19 protein-coding genes and 1 other annotated feature are annotated in these 20,897 nt (G+C 38.0%); of the genes, 10 read left to right on the top strand and 9 right to left on the bottom strand.

Going from position 1 to position 20,897, the window contains the following annotated elements:
• Window positions 1–39: 39 nt before the first annotated feature.
• The 6 genes from L652_RS0119090 to L652_RS0119060 form a co-directional block, all read right to left on the bottom strand.
• Window positions 40–1,259 (bottom strand): IS3 family transposase gene (locus tag L652_RS0119090; protein WP_223230517.1). Its coding sequence is split into 2 segments (ribosomal slippage): window positions 40–971 and window positions 971–1,259, totalling 1,221 coding nucleotides; the frame shifts between segments, so codons are not numbered across the junction.
• Window positions 865–981: a sequence feature (AL1L pseudoknot), on the bottom strand. Its footprint overlaps the gene before it by 117 nt.
• Before the next feature lie 12 nt (window positions 1,260–1,271).
• Window positions 1,272–1,625, bottom strand: a complete 354-nt coding sequence (locus L652_RS0119080) for a hypothetical protein (RefSeq protein WP_024597109.1) — start codon at window positions 1,623–1,625, stop codon at window positions 1,272–1,274.
• Between the two features lie 22 nt (window positions 1,626–1,647).
• On the bottom strand, window positions 1,648–1,989 hold the full coding sequence (locus L652_RS0119075; RefSeq protein ID WP_008467175.1) for a hypothetical protein: 342 nt from the start codon (window positions 1,987–1,989) through the stop codon (window positions 1,648–1,650).
• 19 nt (window positions 1,990–2,008) lie between these two features.
• Window positions 2,009–2,500: a hypothetical protein gene (locus L652_RS0119070; protein WP_008467177.1), complete on the bottom strand. Its 492-nt coding sequence runs from the start codon at window positions 2,498–2,500 to the stop codon at window positions 2,009–2,011.
• A gap of 20 nt (window positions 2,501–2,520) precedes the next feature.
• A complete protein-coding gene (locus tag L652_RS0119065) occupies window positions 2,521–6,303 on the bottom strand; it encodes an SIR2 family protein (RefSeq protein WP_024597110.1) in 3,783 nt (1,260 codons plus the stop codon).
• A gap of 31 nt (window positions 6,304–6,334) precedes the next feature.
• Window positions 6,335–6,643: a helix-turn-helix transcriptional regulator gene (locus L652_RS0119060; RefSeq protein ID WP_008467181.1), complete on the bottom strand. Its 309-nt coding sequence runs from the start codon at window positions 6,641–6,643 to the stop codon at window positions 6,335–6,337.
• Between the two features lie 196 nt (window positions 6,644–6,839).
• On the opposite strand from L652_RS0119060, the gene L652_RS0119055 reads away from it, so the two are divergent.
• Both L652_RS0119055 and L652_RS0119050 read left to right on the top strand, forming a co-directional pair.
• On the top strand, window positions 6,840–7,388 hold the full coding sequence (locus tag L652_RS0119055) for a hypothetical protein (RefSeq protein WP_024597111.1): 549 nt from the start codon (window positions 6,840–6,842) through the stop codon (window positions 7,386–7,388).
• Window positions 7,382–8,761: a DEAD/DEAH box helicase family protein gene (locus L652_RS0119050; protein ID WP_008467184.1), complete on the top strand. Its 1,380-nt coding sequence runs from the start codon at window positions 7,382–7,384 to the stop codon at window positions 8,759–8,761. The genes L652_RS0119055 and L652_RS0119050 overlap by 7 nt, the downstream gene beginning before the upstream one ends.
• A gap of 170 nt (window positions 8,762–8,931) precedes the next feature.
• Here L652_RS0119050 and L652_RS0119045 read toward each other — a convergent pair whose 3' ends face one another.
• Window positions 8,932–9,285: a DUF3147 family protein gene (locus tag L652_RS0119045; protein WP_008467186.1), complete on the bottom strand. Its 354-nt coding sequence runs from the start codon at window positions 9,283–9,285 to the stop codon at window positions 8,932–8,934.
• Between the two features lie 96 nt (window positions 9,286–9,381).
• Between L652_RS0119045 and L652_RS0119040 the strand changes: the two genes are divergently transcribed.
• From L652_RS0119040 to L652_RS0119005, 8 genes are read left to right on the top strand one after another with little or no spacing between them, the layout of a single operon-like run.
• Window positions 9,382–9,765 carry a BlaI/MecI/CopY family transcriptional regulator gene (locus L652_RS0119040; RefSeq protein WP_008467191.1) on the top strand — a complete coding sequence of 128 codons (384 nt, stop codon included), beginning with the start codon at window positions 9,382–9,384 and terminating at the stop codon, window positions 9,763–9,765.
• Between the two features lie 2 nt (window positions 9,766–9,767).
• On the top strand, window positions 9,768–10,742 hold the full coding sequence (locus L652_RS0119035; protein ID WP_008467193.1) for a M56 family metallopeptidase: 975 nt from the start codon (window positions 9,768–9,770) through the stop codon (window positions 10,740–10,742).
• Between the two features lie 12 nt (window positions 10,743–10,754).
• Entirely contained in the window at window positions 10,755–12,035 is a 1,281-nt protein-coding gene (locus L652_RS0119030; protein WP_008467195.1) for a TolC family protein, read from the top strand.
• A gap of 8 nt (window positions 12,036–12,043) precedes the next feature.
• The gene (locus L652_RS0119025) at window positions 12,044–13,282 is read left to right on the top strand and encodes an efflux RND transporter periplasmic adaptor subunit (RefSeq protein ID WP_008467197.1); all 1,239 of its coding nucleotides are present in this window, start codon (window positions 12,044–12,046) and stop codon (window positions 13,280–13,282) included.
• A gap of 9 nt (window positions 13,283–13,291) precedes the next feature.
• Window positions 13,292–16,435, top strand: coding sequence for a CusA/CzcA family heavy metal efflux RND transporter (locus tag L652_RS0119020; RefSeq protein ID WP_008467199.1), 3,144 nt, complete (start codon window positions 13,292–13,294; stop codon window positions 16,433–16,435).
• The gene (locus tag L652_RS0119015; protein WP_008467202.1) at window positions 16,425–17,120 is read left to right on the top strand and encodes a HupE/UreJ family protein; all 696 of its coding nucleotides are present in this window, start codon (window positions 16,425–16,427) and stop codon (window positions 17,118–17,120) included. Before L652_RS0119020 ends, L652_RS0119015 begins: the two co-directional genes overlap by 11 nt.
• Before the next feature lie 13 nt (window positions 17,121–17,133).
• The gene (locus L652_RS0119010; RefSeq protein ID WP_008467204.1) at window positions 17,134–17,664 is read left to right on the top strand and encodes a hypothetical protein; all 531 of its coding nucleotides are present in this window, start codon (window positions 17,134–17,136) and stop codon (window positions 17,662–17,664) included.
• Window positions 17,665–17,689: 25 nt separating this feature from the next.
• The gene (locus tag L652_RS0119005) at window positions 17,690–18,028 is read left to right on the top strand and encodes a DUF6488 family protein (RefSeq protein ID WP_008467207.1); all 339 of its coding nucleotides are present in this window, start codon (window positions 17,690–17,692) and stop codon (window positions 18,026–18,028) included.
• A gap of 360 nt (window positions 18,029–18,388) precedes the next feature.
• Here the strand turns inward: L652_RS0119005 and L652_RS0119000 are convergent, their stop codons facing one another.
• Both L652_RS0119000 and L652_RS0118995 read right to left on the bottom strand, forming a co-directional pair.
• Window positions 18,389–18,811, bottom strand: a complete 423-nt coding sequence (locus L652_RS0119000) for a hypothetical protein (RefSeq protein WP_008467209.1) — start codon at window positions 18,809–18,811, stop codon at window positions 18,389–18,391.
• Entirely contained in the window at window positions 18,808–20,895 is a 2,088-nt protein-coding gene (locus L652_RS0118995; RefSeq protein WP_008467210.1) for a hypothetical protein, read from the bottom strand. The genes L652_RS0119000 and L652_RS0118995 overlap by 4 nt, the downstream gene beginning before the upstream one ends.
• Window positions 20,896–20,897: the final 2 nt, after the last annotated feature.

Raw genomic sequence — 20,897 nt, 5'->3', positions numbered from 1 at the left:
TGAATCGCCCCGAGTTCATCGGAGACCAGTTTGTTTAAGTCAGGCCACTTTACCTGACTCGTTTAAATTATCATAGTAGTCTGTTTCATATTGAGCTGGTGAAATATACCCAATTGAAGATAATAAGCGTTGATTATTAAACCAATTGACCCACTCTAACGTTGCGTATTCAACAGCATCAACATTCTTCCACGGGCCATTTCTGCGAATAATCTCTGTTTTAAATAATCCATTTATTGTTTCAGCCAATGCATTGTCATAAGAGTCACCCACACTGCCTACAGACGCTTGAATTCCAGCTTCAGCAAGTCGCTCAGTGTATCGTATAGACAAATATTGGCTGCCTCTGTCGCTGTGGTGAATTAACCCTTCGGGGTTGCCACGATGCCAAATAGCTTGCTCTAACGCATCAAGAATAAGCTCTGTGTGCATTGTCGTTGATACACGCCAACCTACAATGTATCGTGAAAAAACATCTATCACGAAAGCGACATAAACAAACCCACTCCATGTGGCAACATAGGTGATGTCAGCTACCCAAAGTTGATTTGGCTGCTCAGCAGTAAATTGACGATTAACTAAATCAAGTGGCTTATCTTGTTGCTCGTCAGGTATCGTTGTCTTATGTGCTTTACCCCGACGAACACCTTGAATTCCCATAACTCGCATCAATCGTTCGACTGTACAGCGGGCGACTTGATGGTCGTCAAGCTGTAGCTGCTTCCATATTTTTCTTGCACCATAAACTGACATATTATCCTCCCACACTTCGCGAATGAGTATTATCAGCTCAGCATCACGCTTTTTGCGGTTAGACAGTCGCTCAGGCTCTCTTTGTATCTGTTTATGAGAATAATACGTTGATGGTGCAATCGGCAATTCCTTGCAAATTGACTCGACACCGTAATGCTCTCTGCAAGCATCAATAAAATCCACTATTACTTCTGTTTGCGGTCGAGCTCCGCTTGGGCGAAAAAAGCGGCAGCTTGCCTCAGGATATCATTCGTTCGCTTGAGCTCTTTATTCTCGCGCTCTAAGACGGCAAGGCGTTCTTCAGTTGATTGCGTATTAGAAGAGGGTTTAGACGGTTGAGCTTGAGATTTCTTGACCCATGCTCTAAGTGTTTCTGGGGTACATCCCAGTTTATCTGAAATCGATACTAGCGCAGCCCAAAGAGAAGGGTATTCATGCTGTTGTGTGGTAACAAGCCTAATTGCACGTTCACGAAATTCTGATGTATAGCGATTTGATTTTTTCATAGTTCCAGTTTCTCAAGTTATTGAGTCTCTGGCAAACACGGGGCGATTCAAACAGTTTGAAGATTTATTTATTGTATAGCGCCCCTTAGATAGAATATAAAACAAACTATTAAGCTTTGCTTGTAACCCCATAGTCGCAAAGGCATCAATTAAGCTTTTGCCTAGCTCTTGTTCTTGCAATAAGTATTTTAAGTCGCTTAGAGCTTCATTTAGTATTGCTTCTATTGCTAAAGCGCAAAGTAAAACAAAGGGCTCTCGCTTATCGCACAAAAATAGCTCATCGTCTTCGATTAAATCTAGCAAAGTTTTTGCAGCAGATATAAGTCGTTGCGATCTAACAATAGATATTTCTATTTGGTTTGACATTAATTGTTTACCTAAAAGTAATTCAACAGCTTCTTATTTCTGTCAGCCAATATGAGCAATAATCCTCACCATCATATATAGATGAGCTTAGTGCGGATTTATCTTTTGAACCTACTCTAGCATTACAGCTGAGGCTTATCTTCTTCATGCATGGAAGTAAGAAATAGCCTTCATATTCATTGAGCCGATTATTCTTTTTAGCTTTTTCTAAATCGTTTACACGACCATTTACTTGTTGTTTTAATTTGGAATATTTGACTGAGATAACATCCAAATTTATTTCTTTGTCATCAAATAGGCGCATTAACTCAGTAAATTGTATTTGCAGCTCAAAGATTTCTTTTTCCACTTCATTTTTCATCATTACATACACCTAAATACTATTAACTCTCAAGGGGGGAGCTGTAAAAATATACTTGCTCATATAACGAGGCATATTCTATTTTTAGTTGATATCTGGTAGTTAGTCTCTTCTCGATAGAGCTCATATCCATTCCAGGTAAAAAATGTAATTTAAGAATACATACTTTTTCATTTTGAGCTATGTAGCTCGTGGCAGATAAACTTGATGTATATATATTCTTAGTGTCTAACTCAGCTTTAAAATAATTACGAATATCACTATCAAGTTCAGGCCAAGAGATGCTTTTATCATTAACAATGAACTCAAATGATCTAACTTGTGCAGTACCTAGCCCTTTATTGATTATATCAAAACAAATGGAGCTATCGTCCGTATGAAGCCAGTCACTTAGCCTTGGTGCAACCGATAGTTTATTGTGTTTTTGTTGTGTTCTAATAGTCCAATAGGTAAGCCCAATAGCTAATAACGCTGTTATTGTTGTAATGAGCTGAACCAAAAGGTTTATATCCATTCTAACCTCTTAATTGTAAGTTAATTATTTTCACATATTTTAGTTAGTTTCATAAATTGCTGATTATTAACAATATCATTGTTTGCTTGCTCTATAAGATCTAGAACTTCTTTTAAGTGATAAAGGGATGAACGTGTCTCTTTTGGTATTATCAAATCACACAGGCTTAGAACCTCATTGGGAAATTGAGATGCTAATGGAATTGAATCTGAAGTATTGCGTGCAAATGAATTTAACCAATGATGTTGAACTTCCAATGGTGTTAAACACCACTCCATAGAGTGAAATAAGTTGGGAAAATAGCTACCAGACTTCTCTAATAAGTTAATCCATGCAGAAGTTTGTTCTTTAGTTCTGTATTTTCTCTCTCTGGGCCAAATACTCTCGATAATAGTAGTTACGTCTCTAAGACATTCATTAGAATTTTTTGCAAAGCCCTTACTCAAATAACGAATTACCGCTGCTCTTTCTTTTTCTCTCATATTTCTAAAGCAATTTTTAGCATCTGAAGCGTTTATTTTATCCTTACCTTTATATGAAGGTAAGGCAAGCTCAATTATTTTATGTGATGTGGCCTCTATGAGTCTCTGATCCCAAGCCCATTCATAAATTTTGGGGAATAGATGAGTAATCTTTGGCTTCAATAGGACGCTTACTTCGACAGATGGTAATTTATTTGCAATCACACCACTCCAAGCAGGACCAGATAACTTATTATCTAGATTTAGTAATGGCAACAGGAAGCTTTGAACCCAAGAAGAGTCTATATAATGTAACCAACTTATTTGATAAGAGAGTATTGCTGATGCGTAAGCGCTAACAGTATCTTCACTTATTAAAAATTGTTCAATTTTGTCTTTAAATATGCTTGGTATTTCAGCATCTTTGTCTAAACGATAGGAGTCAATTTCTTGAATATATGTATTAAGAATAGCCCCTGTCAGGCTACTTTTAGCTTCAACCCATGTAATATGACTTAATGAAGTCTCCTTGGATTTCGAAGCACCTTGCTTACCCCTTAAAACTACTAATGTACAGTGGTCAAAAAATTTATAGCATAAGTTGGGCAACTCTTTTAGATAGATTTGTCCGTGGCGATCAAGCCAATTACCTAAGTGATAACTTAGCTCAGTTAATATCTCTTTAGGTAATAAATAAAGCCGATTTAGTAATGTAATTTTAGTCTTTCTGCTTGCACTATCCGGCCAATTATCTAATAAAACCGACCAGAAATACTTTGGGTTATCTTTTCTTTTACTCAAATACGACAATGCTAATAACGCTTTTTTAGGCCTAAGTTTTACTAAGCCATCAAATGGCCTCCTAGCTGTATATTCTTCAAAGCCTCTATTATAAACTTGTATTGATCTTTTAATTACTTCACTAATAGGCGCATTAATGATTAAATCAGCTTCTTCATCAATTGTAATTCCATGAACTTTTACAGATGTGTTATGCACCAGCTCTGCCGGTTCTTTAACCTGCCAGTCTTGATGCATGGATATGATCATATCGATTTTTTTTCTGTACTTTTCAGGCAGTACCAATTGACTGAGTTCACACCATTTAATGTAGCGAAATATCTCTAAGTTCTTGAAAATTTGAAATTCTTCATCTGTTATTTGTTTAGATTTATTAGGACCATCTAAGATTTTTTTAACTAGCTTTTCTTTATTTGTATTAGAAAAATCTTTCCATCGTTTTTCTAATAAACGAAGCAAATCGAGTTGATAACTTCTATTCCAAAAGTATTCTAGATCAATTGATAATACGTAGTTTGCGGCTTCTGAAGCGGAGAAAATAGAGTTAAACCCAAATGAATATAAGCTTAGTTTATTAAAATATAAGGAGTTTTTTAAATTTAAATTAAAGCTAAGCGCTTTTGCCTGTGAAGGAAACTTATCAACTAATCGTTTAAAGTTTTCAATAAAGAAATAAAATGAGCTGTGCTCTTCTAAGTTGTAAGTGTCTTCATTAGGGTCTGGATAACACGAAGGAGTATTATAAAAGTGCTTGTGGCCAAACTCATCTGATAAATCACTAGCGTATTCCAAGTGGGTTAAAGTAGCTTGCAATATTCTGTACAAGTTGTCATATGGAACTTCAATACTAGGGTTAAGCTTTAAAGGAAACTTTATTTCGAAATTACAAATATCAGATAAATGTATTGCACTCCATGCTTTTAAAGGAGGCTTTGATGCATGTATACCATAAGGGTTTTCAAACTCTACGAAAGGCTCTAACTTTGTCTCATAAAAACGCAAGGTTGTTAAATTCCATCCTTCATTTTTTATTAGATCTTGAAATCTATAGTAGTTATGGGACGGGTTAAACCATTCACTACTCTCAAACTGCTTGCTAGCTATAAAGCCTAGTATTTTTTGTGCCTTAGCGGGAAGTGAATTGGCACTATAAAGCTTCACTAAGATTCTTTCTTTTAAGGCGTTATGCAAAGCTCTTTTTCTAATGGCCCACCATGCAATGACAGGATCGTCTAAGTTCTTTACTATCCAATTTGTGATATACCAGAGTCTAGGTGATATCAAGTTATTGTTTGAGCGCAAGTCCATATCTTCAGTTGCAATATTGTCACACGGTAACCATGATAAATAGTTTTTATGTGGTAGTGTTGGTAAATTGTAGTTTTCTTTATCCACCGGTCTCGAAGGATCATCGTCTAGTCCATACTCAATAAATGGGTCAAATGATTCGCCATCACTATCCCTAAAATTGTGACCTTTACTCGGGTTTCCTATCCTTATTTGCGGGTCAAAAACACATAACCATTCAGCTAAAGGTGTGGGCTCTGTAGTACTAAATAATTTAGCCCCAGCTGAGGTAGTAAGAAAATTAGCAACTTGGCCTCTTTGGAATGATTTCAACTGCCTTGGGCTTGAGGCTGCAAGGTTTAATATGTAACTTATCCATTTTTTTGGCTTATCGACTTTTTCTGACCAAATAGAAAGTGTTTCCCATAAATCACTATGGTCAGGGTATGCTATTGCAGTTACACCGCGATCACGCCATTTGACTTCGATGTCTTCAGCCTCACCTTTATCAAATGCGTAAATTTTTGTCCGGTCAAACTTTTCATCATGATTAAGTCCCTGAAGTAAATATTTCACCTGAGGATCTTCAGCTTGATAGCCGACTAAAACAACTGTGTATACCTCTAATAATTGAATTATAAATTTAGTTGCCCAACCTTCGGATAAATATGCTCTTCCAAAATCTGCGCTACTTAAAATATAAGGATGATGTTTTTCAGACGGATCTTTTAGCCTGCCATGCAAATAGGTTATTGCTTCGAGACTTGCGCCGGATGATAAATCAGGGAAAAATGGAGGTTCACTATAAGAGAGGATTTCGTTCTGCTCAAAAAGTAGGTCAAAATTTGTAGTTACTATTTTTGGTTTACCGCTTTGACCACTGGATAAGAGTTTTAATATACCATGCTCCTTGCCAACATCATCAATAGAATTAGATTTGGAAAGTACCCTGGCAACGATTTGATTAACTTCGTCACGTCCATAGTCTTGGTATAGCAAGTGGAAAATTTGATCCAATGGAGTTCTTAGATGTGACTTATTAGAGTTTTCGGTGATCCAAGGTAAGAACTCTTGGTAAACCTCGGAGCTTTCTAGTGGAGAAAAAAAATCAATTACAGCTTTTGTTAGTTCTATAAAGCTTGGTAGTCCAGAGTTAAAAGAAACACCAGCCCCACAAAATAAAACTACTTTGCCGTGGTCACATTTATCAAGAAGTTCATCTGGAATATTAGGTCCATTTTCATTAAATCGCATTTAACCTTCCTTGTGTATGGGTACAATATAGCTATTTAGATGGTCCTTTAAGCTCTTGAATTAATAAAAGCTTTTTCTCTGTATCTAACTTTGATATTTCAATTGCTAGTTCTGCTGTTGTCTCATCTTCACAGAAAAAATAATTCAATGGAACATTTAGTTCATTAGCGATCTTTTTTAGAGTCGTTAAATCTGGAATATGACGGCCTTTTTCATAGTGGTTCATGCGACCACTCGCTGAGTTTTCATCCATACCGATAAGTATACCCAGTTGCTTTTGAGTAATACCTGACTTAGCGCGGGCTTGTTTGAGTCTAATTGGAATTGGATTTTGGAACACAGAAGCATCATTTTTCAGTCTCTAATAGCTTAGATTGTCTAAGTTTTACAAAGGTTTGTACACTTAGGAATCCTAAGTTCTATTTGTGGGAATGTTCTTAAAATCACTCTCGAGCATAAAACTTAGTATTTCTAAGTTTTGCATTGTTCTATATACTTAGCAACCCTAAGTTTTCTTAATTGTTGTAGTATAAGAAATGCCCCAAGTTATCAAATTAAACCAACACATTTACTCCCTTTTGATCGAAAAAGAGTGCAATGGTTTTACAATTGTCGAGCTCAGAGATGAGTTATTAACCGTAACTGATAAATATCAAGATATCGATGAGGCGCGTAAATTCATTTATAGGCAAATTACAGCGCTTGAACGAAAAGAGCTCTTAAAAACAAAAGGAAGTGGCCGCCATAAAAAGTATTTTAAAACTGAGCTGTTTAATAACGCTACGTTTGTGGCGAAACAAGTTGTAATTGAAAAAGAAAAATCAATTAGCAGTCATACTAATAATCAAGCATCACCGCTTGTTGAAACTTTATTGAATGAAAAGAAACAGTTTGAGGCTGAGCTTGCGATTTTGTTAGGGGAAGTTGATGAATATAAAGCTCTACAAAAGCGATTCCCTGAGCACCTTAGCTTGTTTTATTCTGCATTAGACGATGCTAAAAATAATTCAGCGAAGTTATTAGGAAAAGTTAACGCTTTAACTAATATATTGGCCTCTTTGGATAATGGTGCACGGCAATGCTGAGAAGTTGGCAAAGGGAATGTGTTGAGTTAGCAGTAAAAAAATATACAGCTATTGATAAGCACTTTCTATGTCAGGCCACTCCTGGTGCTGGTAAAACAATAATGGCAGCTTCATTGGCCAAAACGTTATTTGATAAAGGAATGATAGATAGAGTGATCTGCTTTTCACCATCGGTTGAAGTGGCTAATAATATCAAAAGAACATTTGGAAAAATAATTGGGTGTTCGTTTGATGGCTCATTTACGGCTGTAGGTGCCTCTATGACTTATCAAAGCTTATGCTCTATTCCTGAAAGTACTTGGGATGGGCTTAGAAAGTATCGTACATTTTTTATTTTTGATGAAATACATCACTGCTCATTCTCGCAAGATAAATCTAAAATCAATACGTGGGGTGAGAAAGTTGTTTTCCATTTACAGGATATTGCAACTTACACACTTGCGCTATCGGGCACTCCTTGGCGCTCAGACGCCCTTCCTATTGCTTTAGTGAATTATTCTGACCCAGAAGGTGAGTTGATATGCGATTATCAATACAGCTTGAGTCAAGCTATTAGAGATAACGTCTGTAGAGAGCCAAAAATAGTTTTAGTTGATAGCAATAGTATTTCGGATGGCCAAGATACATATGGATCAATAGCTGAATTTGTTAAACAAGCTCAATCAGCGTACCAAGAGGTACTTAATAATGACTCTGCACTTAGGTATTTATTGAAGTTAGCCGTATTAAAACTGTCGGAGATAAGAGCTTCAAACCCGGCTGCCGGCGGCCTAGTTGTTGCGTCTTCAGTTAAGCACGCTGAAATGATAAACAGCTTATTAATTGAAGAATTTAATCAAACGTCAACCATAGTTACTTACTTACACGATAATTCAACACAGAAGATCAACTCATTTAAGTCATCTACTGAACAGTGGATCGTTAGTGTTGGTATGATCAGTGAAGGGACCGACATACCTAGGCTACAAGTATGTTGTCATTTAAGCTCTATAAAAACAGAGTTGTATTTTAGGCAAGTTCTAGGGCGCATTCTTAGGTCTGGCAAAGGTAAAGTTGAATTCGCCTGGTTATTCACATTTGCAGAAACAAGCTTAATTGAGTTTGCTGAGCGTATTAATATTGATATACCAGATAGTTGCTCTTATGTTGATATGGAATGTGACACAACTTTGGTGAGAAAAGATACATTTAGACCTTTAACATTGCCAAAAATAAACAGGGATAATAAGTTAAAAGAAAACCTTGATAAACTCGTTCTAGGGGGCCTAACTTCAGAGCGCGGTTTAGCTTATTATGAGCTGCTTTCAGGTTGTTCATTGAGCAGTATACAAATTAAATCACTTAGAACTAGAGTTATAGAAGCATTTTTATAGTTCCATAAAATGAGCCATATTCTGTTTATATTATCACTCTTAGTACATAAATAAGGCTAGCTTTTATTTGACTCTGCTAAGTAATGGGAAATTTTTTAGAGATAAGTATCGAAATTATTGCCTCAGCTACATCCTTGATTTCACCATATTATTAATTTCAGAAACAACTTTTAGGGTAATAAATTTATTCCAAATTTACTAACGACGAATGCAAACACTCCAAAAATAAAACAAGTTATTAAGGCGCTGAGGCCGAGTGATGGCCAAAAACCAAATCGGTGTAGTAATGATGGAAATATTAAAAACATCGGTAAGGTAGGCACAACATACCAAAATGTGTACCAGGCATGACTCGCAATTTTCTCTGGCGGCTGTTTTTCAACGTACAACCAAATCATCGCTAAAATGGTTACCAATGGAAGTGCTACAATTAGTGCTCCGAGTTTATCACTGCGCTTTGCGACCTCTGAAACCGCTACAACAATTGCTGCTGTCACTAAGTATTTAAAAATTATCCAACCCATGTATTACTTTCCTTTTTAAATAAAAAAATAAAAACCGATTGCCTATCGGTTTTTATTTTGCCATGATATGGCTATGTTGTTAAGAGATATTTGATTATGCAGTTAGGCGAATTAGAAAAACTAGTACTTCAATATTTGTGGTCTTCTAAAGAAGCGGATGCAAAGCATGTGCACAGTCGTTTAGGTAAAACACGTGGCTGCACTCTCAATACTATTCAAAGCACCCTTGAAAGACTTTATAAAAAAGGCCTTCTTAGCAGAACTAAGCAGGGTCATGCTTATAATTACCGAACTAAAGTTGATCGTAACTCGCTTATAGCTACTTTAATAAATGATATTACAGCTGACTTTGTTGAAGAGGGTGAAAACAGTTTAATTGCTGCATTTTCTTCTACTTCGACTAATTTTAATGATACACAATTAGATGAGCTCGAAAAACTTATAGAGCAGCAGCGAAAACTACGAAGCGGAAAAGTGTAAACATGATTGTTGGAAATTGGGCCGTGTTTTTAAATCTAGCGAGCGCAGCGGTGACCGCTTTTATTTGTGTGATCATATTGATTTCCTTCTTCCACACCTCGCTTTGTAAAAAACTTACTATTTTCCAGTTTACCGAGCGTAAGTTCATGCTTTGGTTAACTATTAGCAGCCCTTGGTGGATCTCATTATTGTGTGCAGCTGTATTTTGGCAGGCACATCAAAATCCAATGTCTAATTGGTGGCAAGGAGTCGCTCACTGGCATCACCTTGAGGTTTTCTCTGTATATAGTTGGCATTCGGTATTGCTTATATCGGCTGTTTGTTTGATGGCAAGTGCTAGCGTACATGCATTTTTTAGTCTTAATAGACATAGTTCAGCAATGAGCAGTCTGTTGGCTTTATCAAATACTCAACCTCACAAAGATTATCCAAACCAGTCTGTACACGTTATTGAACACCTTATACCAGAGGCATTTACTGTTGGTTTTTTCAATCCAAAAGTATATATAACCAGCGGATTACAAGCACTTGATGAAAAAACAGTACACATAGTCATACAGCATGAACTAGCACATTTAAAAGCCCGAGATCCGCTTTTTAAAACACTGTTTAGTCTATTTGGTTGGTGTTTTCCTGCGTCAACGCGCGCGGCGTTACAGCAATCTTATACGGCTTTAACAGAACAAATTGCTGATGTCGGTGCAACGCAAAGTTTTGATGGCTTAGATGTGGCTCAAGCACTTATTAATGTTGCTCGATTTCAACGACAACAACATATTACGAATGACAATATATACATGAGTCATTTTAGTAATGAGCAAATAACTCAGCGTATACAAACATTGTTAATGCCAATCTCCACTACGCCTAAGCTACTTTTAATGATCACTTTGTTTAGCTTTGTGGTTATCAGTTTATTCACACTGTCGACTGTCGATAGTGTCCACCATCTTATCGAAACTTTTTTCATCCACTAAGTAAGGATTAAAATGAAATCATTTAGTAGTCATTTCACCCACAAAAAACCGATTGGCAGTCGGTTTTTTGTGGGGGTATTGATGGCTTTTACAGCACTGCCGTGTTTTGCAAGTGCTGAGGCTTATCAAACATTAAATCTAAAGCAAGCCATCTCATTCACGCTTGCTAACAACCCGCAGTTACAGGGCTTCTTTTATCGAGATAAAGCCCAGCAAGGCAAAATAAAGCAAGCAAGTATAGGCCAAAGACCACAAATAGGCTTAATGGTTGAAGATGCTTTTGGGACAGGTGAGCATAGTGGTTTGCAAAATATGCAATCAACCTTAACTTTCTCTTGGCTGATTCAACAAGAGCAAATTGATAGTCGCGTAAAAGCAAGCCAGTCTGAACTTGAGCAGTTACGTTTAGATAAACAAATTATTGCACTTGATTTAGCCGCGATGACTGCGAAGCAATTTATTCAACTACTGGTGAAAGAAGAGGCACTAAAGCTCAATAAAATGGCAGTAAGACAAGCGAATGAAGTTGTAAATGCAATAGATAAACGAGTTCGTATTGGTCAGTCGTTGGCTATTGATAAAAATTTAGCCAAAGCTGAACTAATTAAACAAAAATTACTTGTCGAAGATCTTGAGCATGAAATAGCCAGCGGAAAATATCAGCTTTCAGCCTTGTGGGCAGAGCCTCGCACTGACTTTACACTTACAGGTAACTTATTGCAGTTACCTAAAATTGTAGATTTTCAGTCACAGTTCGAGCGCTTTAAAAATGCGCCTCGTTTGATGCAGTTAGCAAGTCAAAAACGTATTGCACAATCACACATTGAATTAGCTCAAATTGAAGCAAAACCACAATGGCAATTTACAACAGGCTTACGTCGTTATGAATCAACGGATGACTATGGGCTCGTGGCCGGTGTTTCTATTCCGTGGGGAGCATCTGGCAGCAATGCCGGAACGGTCGCTAAGTTACGTGCCGAGCAAGATGTATTAACAGCGCAAGCGAAGAGTTTAACTCAACAAGCTAATAGCCAGCTTTATGCTTTGCTTCAAGAAGTTAAGCATTCTGTTCATGTAATTACCACCTCAAAAAATGAAATCATTCCCACGCTAGAAACCGCGCTTACCCAAGCAAAACAAGCATTTAACGTTGGTAAATTGAATTACAACCAGTGGAGTAGCGTGCGTCAGGCGCAATTAAGCGCGCAATCAGAACTACTTAGCGCTTATGAAAGCTTACATTTACAACATATAGAAATTCAGCGTCTTACTGGCGCATCGATAGAACAATGAGATTATTTATGAAAACGACAAACTTTATTTCCTCCATAACCGTTGCCGTATTACTCGGCCTCAGCGCGGGGGTACATTTACCCGCTAGCGCAGTATCAACACCTACTACAGAGCAAGCAGAGCCTGAAAAAGGGCCGCATAATGGTCGTATGCTTCGTGAAGGAAACTTCGCATTGGAGTTAGCGATTTTCGAAACAGGCGTACCACCTGAGTTTAGAGTATGGTTAACAGATAATAAAAACCCAATTAATCCCGACGATGTTGAATTAACGGTTACGTTAACCCGATTAGGTAATGTGATTGATGATATTAAGTTTATTAGCCAAAGTGACTTTTTACGTGGGGATATGGAAATTTACGAACCGCACTCTTTTATTGTCACAGTAAATGCGAGCTACCAAGGAAAAACATATCGTTGGCAATACGATAACCTAGAGGGGCGAACAAAAATCGAACCCGCAGTAGTAGATGCAATGGCGATTGAAACTGCAATTGCAGGGTCTCAAAAGCTTCATCAAACGATCCCTGCTTATGGACAGGTTTGGTTACCGCCGAGTGCGCACCGCACTGTTTTTGCACGTTTTGAAGGTGTTATTACGCACTTAAATGTAAAGCTTGGCGATAAAGTAAATAAAGGCCAAACTTTAATGACGATTGAAAGTAATGAAAGTTTAAACCCCTATGAGATAAAATCGCCTATTGCTGGTTTTGTCGCAAAACAAATGGCTAATTCAGGTGAGCAAACGAATAACCGTGAACTGCTTGTTATCACAGACGCGAGTCAATCTGTCGTTAAATTAGCTGTCTACCCGAGCGATTACAGCAAAGTATCTCAAGGCACTCTAGTGAGCATTAAGGCAGAAGGTAGTCTTGTGAATATTGCTGGTAAGGTATCATTTATAGAGCCAAAAGTTAGAAGTGATCAGGCAAGAATGGTGTGGGTTACGTTGGCACAACAGACTGAGCCTTTGTTGGAAGGGAGTTTTGTTAAAGCCGATATTGAAACTGCTTCTTTTGAAGTTCCTTTAGCGGTAAAGAAAATAGGCTTACAGAGCTTTCGTGATTTTACGGTCGTGTATGCAAAAGTCGCTGATGAATATGAAGTCAGGATGCTTGAGCTGGGTCGTTCAGATGCAACATGGATAGAAGTACTAGGTGGACTGCCTGCCGGTACCGAGTATGTTACTGAAAATAGCTATGTCATCAAAGCCGATATTGAAAAATCTGGCGCGTCACACGATCACTAGGAGAGCGTAATGTTAGAATCGATTTTACGCTTTGCTATAAAGCGCAATATCCTCGTTCTTGTCATGGTATTAGCCATTGCAGGATTAGGCTTATGGAATTTTACTAAACTGCCTATTGATGCAGTACCTGATATAACCAATGTTCAGGTTATGATCAACACCGAAGCGCCAGGCTATACGCCGTTAGAGGTTGAACAACGCGTTACTTTCCCCCTCGAAAACGCACTTGCGGGGTTACCAGGACTTGTAAACACACGCTCAGTGTCTCGTTATGGTTTATCTCAGGTTATTGCTATTTTTGCTGATAATACCGATGTTTACTTTGCTCGTCAGTTGGTTAATGAGCGGTTGTCTAGTGCACGTTCGGAGTTGCCGATAAACCTTTTACCTGAGCTTGGTCCCATTGCTACTGGATTAGGTGAGATTTTTATGTTTACGGTTGATGCTGTGCCTGGTGCTAAAAATCCCGACGGTAGTGATATAACCCCCATTGATTTACGAACAGTACATGACTGGACAATTCGCCCTCAATTAATGCGGGTACCAGGTGTTGTTGAAGTAAACCCTATTGGTGGTTACGAGCGTGAAATTCTCGTTGCGTTTAAACCTGAAAAACTACTGGCTTATAATCTTACCTCAGCAGATGTTGTTGATGCTATTGGTCAAAACAACCAAAACCAAGGCACCGGATTTATTGAAAAAAGCGGTGCGCAATGGTTAATTCGTGTCCCAGGTCAGGTTGCTGGTTTAACTGAAATCACTAATTTACCCATCAAAACCATAGACGGCAGTGCAGTGTTTATTAAAGATGTTGCCACTATAAGTGATGGCAAAGGATTGCGTACTGGTGCTGCTACACAAAATGGCCGCGAAGTGGTGATGAGCACCGTGTTCATGTTAATAGGTGAGAACAGTCGCACAGTTGCACAAGGCGTTGGTGAAAAGTTAAAAGAAATCAATGGCAGTTTACCCGAAGGTATAGTTGCAAAAGCCGTCTATGACCGAACTAAACTGGTAGATAAAACGCTTAATACTGTTCAAACTAACCTGCTCGAAGGGGCCATTTTAGTTATTGTTGTATTATTTATATTACTGGGGAATTTCAGAGCCGCATTTTTAACGGCTTTAGTGATCCCATTTGCAATGTTGATGACAATAACCGGTATGGTACATACGCGAGTCAGTGCAAACTTGATGAGTTTAGGGGCATTAGATTTTGGTCTATTGGTTGATGGTACGATAATTATCGTCGAAAACTGCTTACGTCGTTTAAGTATGAGAGGTGATACCCCTCTTTCTTTAAAAGCACGTTTAGACATTGTTTTTACGGCTACACGAGAGGTTATTCGACCCGCTTTATTCGGTGTATTCATCATCACCGTTGTTTATTTACCTATTTTCGCGCTTGAAGGCGTTGAAGGAAAAATGTTCCATCCAATGGCATTAACGGTTGTGATTGCTTTGCTTTGTTCAATGGCGCTTTCGATCACATTTGTGCCTGCAATGATCGCCCTATTATTTAAAAAGCCAATTAAAGAAAAACCTAATCATATTATGCTGGGGTTAAGTCGTATTTATAAGCCGGTACTCTCATTAGCATTAAAAGGCCGCTGGGCTGTGGTGCTAATAACTTGTTTACTCGTAACATTCTTTGGTTATCAAGCGACACGCTTAGGAAGCGAGTTTGCACCAAATCTTGATGAAGGAGACATTGCCATGCATGCGCTTCGTATTCCTGGTACATCATTAAGCCAAGCGATTGAGCTACAAAAAGTGTTGGAAGAAAAAATTACGCAGATGCCTGAAGTCGAGCGTGTATTTGCAAAAATCGGCACCGCAGATGTAGCAACAGATGCAGTACCCCCTAGCGTAGCCGATAACTTTATTATTCTAAAACCACGAGAGCAATGGCCAAACCCTGATAAGTCAAAAGCACAAATTGTTGAAGAGTTAGCAGCCTTAGTTAAGCCAATTCCAGGTAACCGCTATGAGTTTTTACAACCAATTCAAATGCGCTTTAATGAATTATTAGCAGGTGTACGCGCTGAGCTGGCAATTAAAGTGTTTGGTGATGACTTTGAAACACTTGCTGCGTTAGGTAAGGAGATTGAATCCGCTATTGGAAATGTTGACGGTATTGCCGATTTAATGGTAGAGCAAACAAGCGGGTTGCCAATGCTTGAAATTGTACCCAATACTGAAAAGCTAAGCCAGTTTGGTATCAGCAAAGCACACATTCAGTCACAGTTAGCCACCGCATTAGGAGGGACTATTGCAGGTAAGTATTATCAAGGGGATATCCGCTCTAATATTGTTGTTCGTTTAGAAGAGCAGCAGCGTAATAATGTGCAAGAGATAGGTTACTTACCTATTAATTTACCTAATGGTCGCGCTGTGCCGCTCCAAGAGTTAGCAACAATCAAACTCACTAATGGCGCAAGTCAAATTAATCGCGAAAATGCTAAACGTCGTATTGTAGTGACTACCAATGTACGAGGACGTGACTTAGGAAGCTTTGTTGGAGATATTCAAACAATTATTGAAGATAAAGTCACTATTCCTGCTGGTTATTGGATTGAATACGGAGGAACGTATCAAAAGTTACAATCGGCCTCTGAGCGTTTGAGTGTGGTTGTGCCCGTTACATTGTTAATGATTATAGGCTTGCTTATTTTAGCTTTAAACTCACTTAAAGATGCTGCGATTATTTTTACCGGTGTGCCTTTAGCGCTTACCGGTGGAATTGCAGCACTGCTGTTACGTGATATTCCATTTTCAATATCTGCAGCGGTCGGTTTTATTGCTTTATCCGGCATTGCCATATTAAACGGCTTGGTAATGGTATCGTTTATTCGTGAATTACGCAGCTCAGGAATGGGGCTTAATCAAGCGATAACAGAGGGGGCATTAACACGTCTTCGCCCAGTGATAACTACAGCACTGGTTGCCTCATTAGGATTTATTCCTATGGCACTTAATACAGGGATTGGCTCAGAAGTACAGCGGCCTTTAGCAACCGTGGTAATTGGCGGCATTATTTCGTCGACCTTACTAACATTATTTGTGATCCCCGCACTGTATCGACTTTTACACAATGAAAAGGAGTCTATTTTGACTGAAAGTGAAACGTTGGAGCAACATGATGTCAACTAAAATAATAAACGTTAGCATAATGATTATGGTGCTTGTTTTGGCTTTTCTTAGCTTTGAGACCTTGGCCCATGGAGTTGATGACAGCACTCGCGCTTTTTTAGAGCAAAACCAAGGCGTACAGTTTGTGCCATTTATTTATATTGGTGCAAAGCACATGATCACCGGTTACGACCATATATTGTTTTTAATCGGTGTTATCTTCTTTTTGTATCGCAGTAAAGAGGTTTTGCTGTATGTCACCATGTTCACCATCGGCCACAGCACAACGTTACTATTAGGTGTGCTTGGCGATATTCAGATTAATGCCTATTTAATTGACGCTATTATTGGTTTTTCAGTTATTTATAAGGGCTTTGATAACTTAGGTGGGTTTAAGCGTTGTTTTAATTGGCAGCCAAATACAAAAATGGCGGTGCTTATTTTTGGTTTGTTTCATGGCTTTGGTCTAGCAACCAAGTTACAAGAGTTTCAATTACCCGAAGATGGATTACTGACAAACCTAATCGCCTTTAATATTGGCGTAGAGCTTGGCCAATTTTTAGCGCTCGCAGTTATTTTAATTGCCATTAATGTGTGGCGTAAACGGCCGTCATTTCATCGTTTTTCAACATTTATCAACGGTGCGTTAATGAGTGCCGGCTTAATGCTAGTCGGCCTTCAATTAACCGGCTATATAATTAATTAATTTAGAGAAATATATGCAACATACAGTTAGTTCAAAAACACTTATAAAAGCCAGTATCACCGCTTCATTAGTTGCGATAATCGCCTTTGTGCTATTTATCCTTCCGGCAGAATATAACATTGATCCAACCGGGATCGGTAAACAACTGGGCGTTACTAAAATAGCTCAGGCATCAGCGCAAAAACCACTTAAAACATCAGATTCATTGCAAGTGGGCAGTGATGAGTTTCAAACAATTGAAGTCACTATCCCTGCAAATCGCGGGGTTGAATATAAATTTGAGATGCAACAATATGAAAAAATGACCTACGAATGGATGACCGATGGCGCTTCTTTACATTTTGATTTACACGGAGAGCCAGCAGGAGACACAACCGGTTACTTCGAAAGCTATGCAATTGCCAATTTAAGCGAAATGAAGGGCAGCTTTACCGCCCCATTTGGGGGCTCACATGGCTGGTACTGGAAAAACAACTCAGATAACCCCGTGGCTATACAACTTTTAGTAAAAGGTCAATTTAAAGTGATTGGCTTAAAAAAGTAAACTTAAAATTTAACCGGAGAAAACAATGAATAAATTAATTTCAATCGTCTTAGTTTGTATTACGTTAATGAGTACTGGTGTTTTAGCACATAGTGATCATGCCCATGGCTACATTAATGATCAACAAGCGATTAGTATCGCAGCTAAATCAATAAAAAAATTGACCTTTAAAGACTATGGTTTTGAAGTTGGAAAATTAAATGATTCTTGGCAAGATATTTCTTCAGAAGCGTTTTCAGTCATAAGCAAGAACGGTGACTATTATGTTGTTCAAGCATCAAATAATAACGGTAGTGATCACGTTTATTTCAAAATAGCTAAAAATGGTCAGCTACTAGATGTAAAACCGAAGAACGATTTCTAAGCTTAAAGGTAAATTGGCACTGTGAGCTTTTACAGTGTCAATTTTCAATTTGTATTTTTGACACTAATTAAATTAGAAGGTAAGGCTTAGTAGGTAATAACTAAAATGGGTGTCGCATTTGTTTTTTATAAAATATTTTTGTATTAGCTGGTCTTTAAGCCGCTTTACTAATGAAAGTTGGCTCTTTTTCGAGAAAAGGAAGGCTTTAGTTGTACATAATATTGAAGAGGGCTTTTTATTCTCACCTAAGCGTCAGTACTTTTGTCGTTTTCTCATTATGAAATTTAAGCTTATGATATAAAAATATATAGCTGTAAGTTCAAGTCTAAACTAATACATGCTATAAATTGGTACATTCTGCTAGTTACTTCCCTTAAGCAGAAATAACTCAGATTCGAGGTCATTAATCTTTTTTAAGTGCTGGTGATTTGAAAGCGCTAGGGCATTGTGGGTAGAAGCCATTTGTGCCATTTGCTCTTTTAAGCTGGCTATTTCCGCTCGATATTTTTCTTTTAACCGTTTCTCGTTGGCAAGCTTTTCACGTAACTTAGTAACATCTGAGTTTTGCTGTGCTTGCTTTTTTGTTATAGCTTTTGATTTTAGTAGTTTAATTTTTTCAATGACGTCTGAGTAATAGTAAGCTGAGCCATTACCAAGGTTAGCTTCTTCCTCAACTGCAATGGCACTTAAACCTCGTTTGGCATCAATACGTACTGTATCGCCAGAAAGTATCCTGTCAATTGCGCTTAGAAGCTCTAACCTTGTATTCTCTGACTTACTCAAAGCTGTCTGATCTCAATTTCGGGTTTGTATGGAGTGTAGCTTATCTCAAAGTAGTCCATAACCTTTTCAGCTGCACGTAATTGCGTAATAAAATGGCTTAGCTGCGATTGAGATAGTTTAGTATGCTGCTCCATTTCAGTTATAGTCTCAACAATCCACTGATGTCGTTTTTGCCAAGCTTGTGCTTTAGTTTCGTCTATGACAACGTTCTCGCAGTTAAAACAGTTGGTTGGTGATACGACCTTTTCCATTCTGCATTCATAACCAGCCATGCAGTATGAGTGAAGTGTACCAGCAATAGATATTCTACCAGCAGATACTTGAGCATAAAGAGCATCCCAGGATGAGTATTTAACAGCGGTATCTTCTCTATCTTTAACAACATCTATACCTTTCTTACCATATAGCTTGTCATCTGAGTTATACCACTGATGCAATAGTTGTGTAGTGACTTCTTTATCCACTTCTTGAAGTAAATTATTGAGTTCTGAGTCCACTTTTACATGTTTTATTTTGGCTGCTACGCCTCCTTCTGAGTACCATTGAGACATTGGTAAATATATATGCTTATACTGTTGTTTAATGGCAACGTCAGAGAGTAAATTATAGCGTTTACCAAATACTGCAAAAGTTCGCCTGAGTTGGTGGGTTGTAAAAGCCCAAGGCTTACCTATAACTATCTTTTGCTTGTAAGCGTGTATGTTTAGGTTTGGATTTAGAAGTTTAAACTCTTCATAATCTTGCTCATTTACGATGGCGCCAGCCTCTTCTACTAGCTGCTTATGATGAAGAGCAAAAGGTGGACCTGTCAGCATGTTTGGCTTTCTGCATTTCATTTGTTGAACTAGCCAGATGCTTGAGGCTCTAGCATTTTCGACTCGGTCATCTGAGAGCATGAGTTGAGTTCTCATATTTTGAGTGAGTAGTGATGCGAGCTCGATTGCTTTCCCAGTAATTGGAGATGCCAACCACTCTGCTTTTTCAGGCACCGCAGGTGTCATTTTACTGTGGTAGGATTGTAACGAATAAAACACTTGGTCTTTTAATTTTAATGTTTTAAAGCTATCAGAGTGTAAACTATAGATCTCGCTTCTTCTCATGCCCGAAAAGGCTCCACAAATTATAAAGCAGCAAGTTAGAATATGGGAGTATAACCAATTGAATCTTCGTATATCACTAGGAATTAATTTTTCGATATCAGCGTTGGAAATATAGCTTTTAAGTATATTGGTAGAAGTTTGGGGTTTAGCTTTAGTTATCTCAGCTTTGTAGTGAGGGGAATCAGATGTTAACCAGTTCCATTGACCTGATTTTATTTTGTTATCAACAGCCGCTTTGCCAATTTCATAGTTTTCTTGCTGCTCGGTATGGATATCTAATAATGTATCTCGAATAGGATAGTAAGTATCTATATACTCGATAGCCTTTGAGTATATGAGTTGCATCAAGCGTGATGGTATAGCGTAATACTGCTCACTTTCTAGTTTGGTTGGGCAACCTAATTGACGGCCTAATTCTGTAATTGATGTCGTCAAAGGTAATGATAGTTTTATGGGGGTTTGGTTCTTAACCGCTTCGATCCAGTTTAATGCGAAAATAAGTTTTGAAGTATATGGCCCACTCATTTTAAGTGACTTTAAATATTCGCAAAACCTAGAAAACTGTATGGGATGGTTAAGGACACAAATCGAATCTGCTTTGATGGATTCTATGTATTTATATACTTGGGTTAAATTGATATTTCTCTCTAAAAATGTTGTGGTTTTTATCATTGCCCCTTGCCTTAAGGTGCCGACAGCAAATAAACCAAGGAATGCGAGTAACTTTTGTTCTTGCAACAAGGAAATAGTTGTTAAATGAGTAAAAGAAGCCCGCTTTTTCGAAACAATTTTGACATCTACATAGTGTGTTAAATCCCATGTGTTATCGCCAAAGTAACTTATGGTTTTACCATTTTGGTCAATCATTACTGGGATTTTGTTTAAATTGTCCCAATCCTTATTTTCAAAATACTGTATTGCCTGTTCAACAAAAACAGTATTCTCTTTTATAACTTGTTCTGGTGCAGCAAGTAACGGTTTCATAG

The sequence above is a fragment of the Pseudoalteromonas sp. TB25 genome (assembly GCF_000497995.1).
Classification (GTDB): domain Bacteria; phylum Pseudomonadota; class Gammaproteobacteria; order Enterobacterales; family Alteromonadaceae; genus Pseudoalteromonas; species Pseudoalteromonas distincta.
The sequence above is the reverse complement of the archived record's forward strand: the minus strand, read 5'-3'. Positions and strand labels throughout refer to the sequence as shown.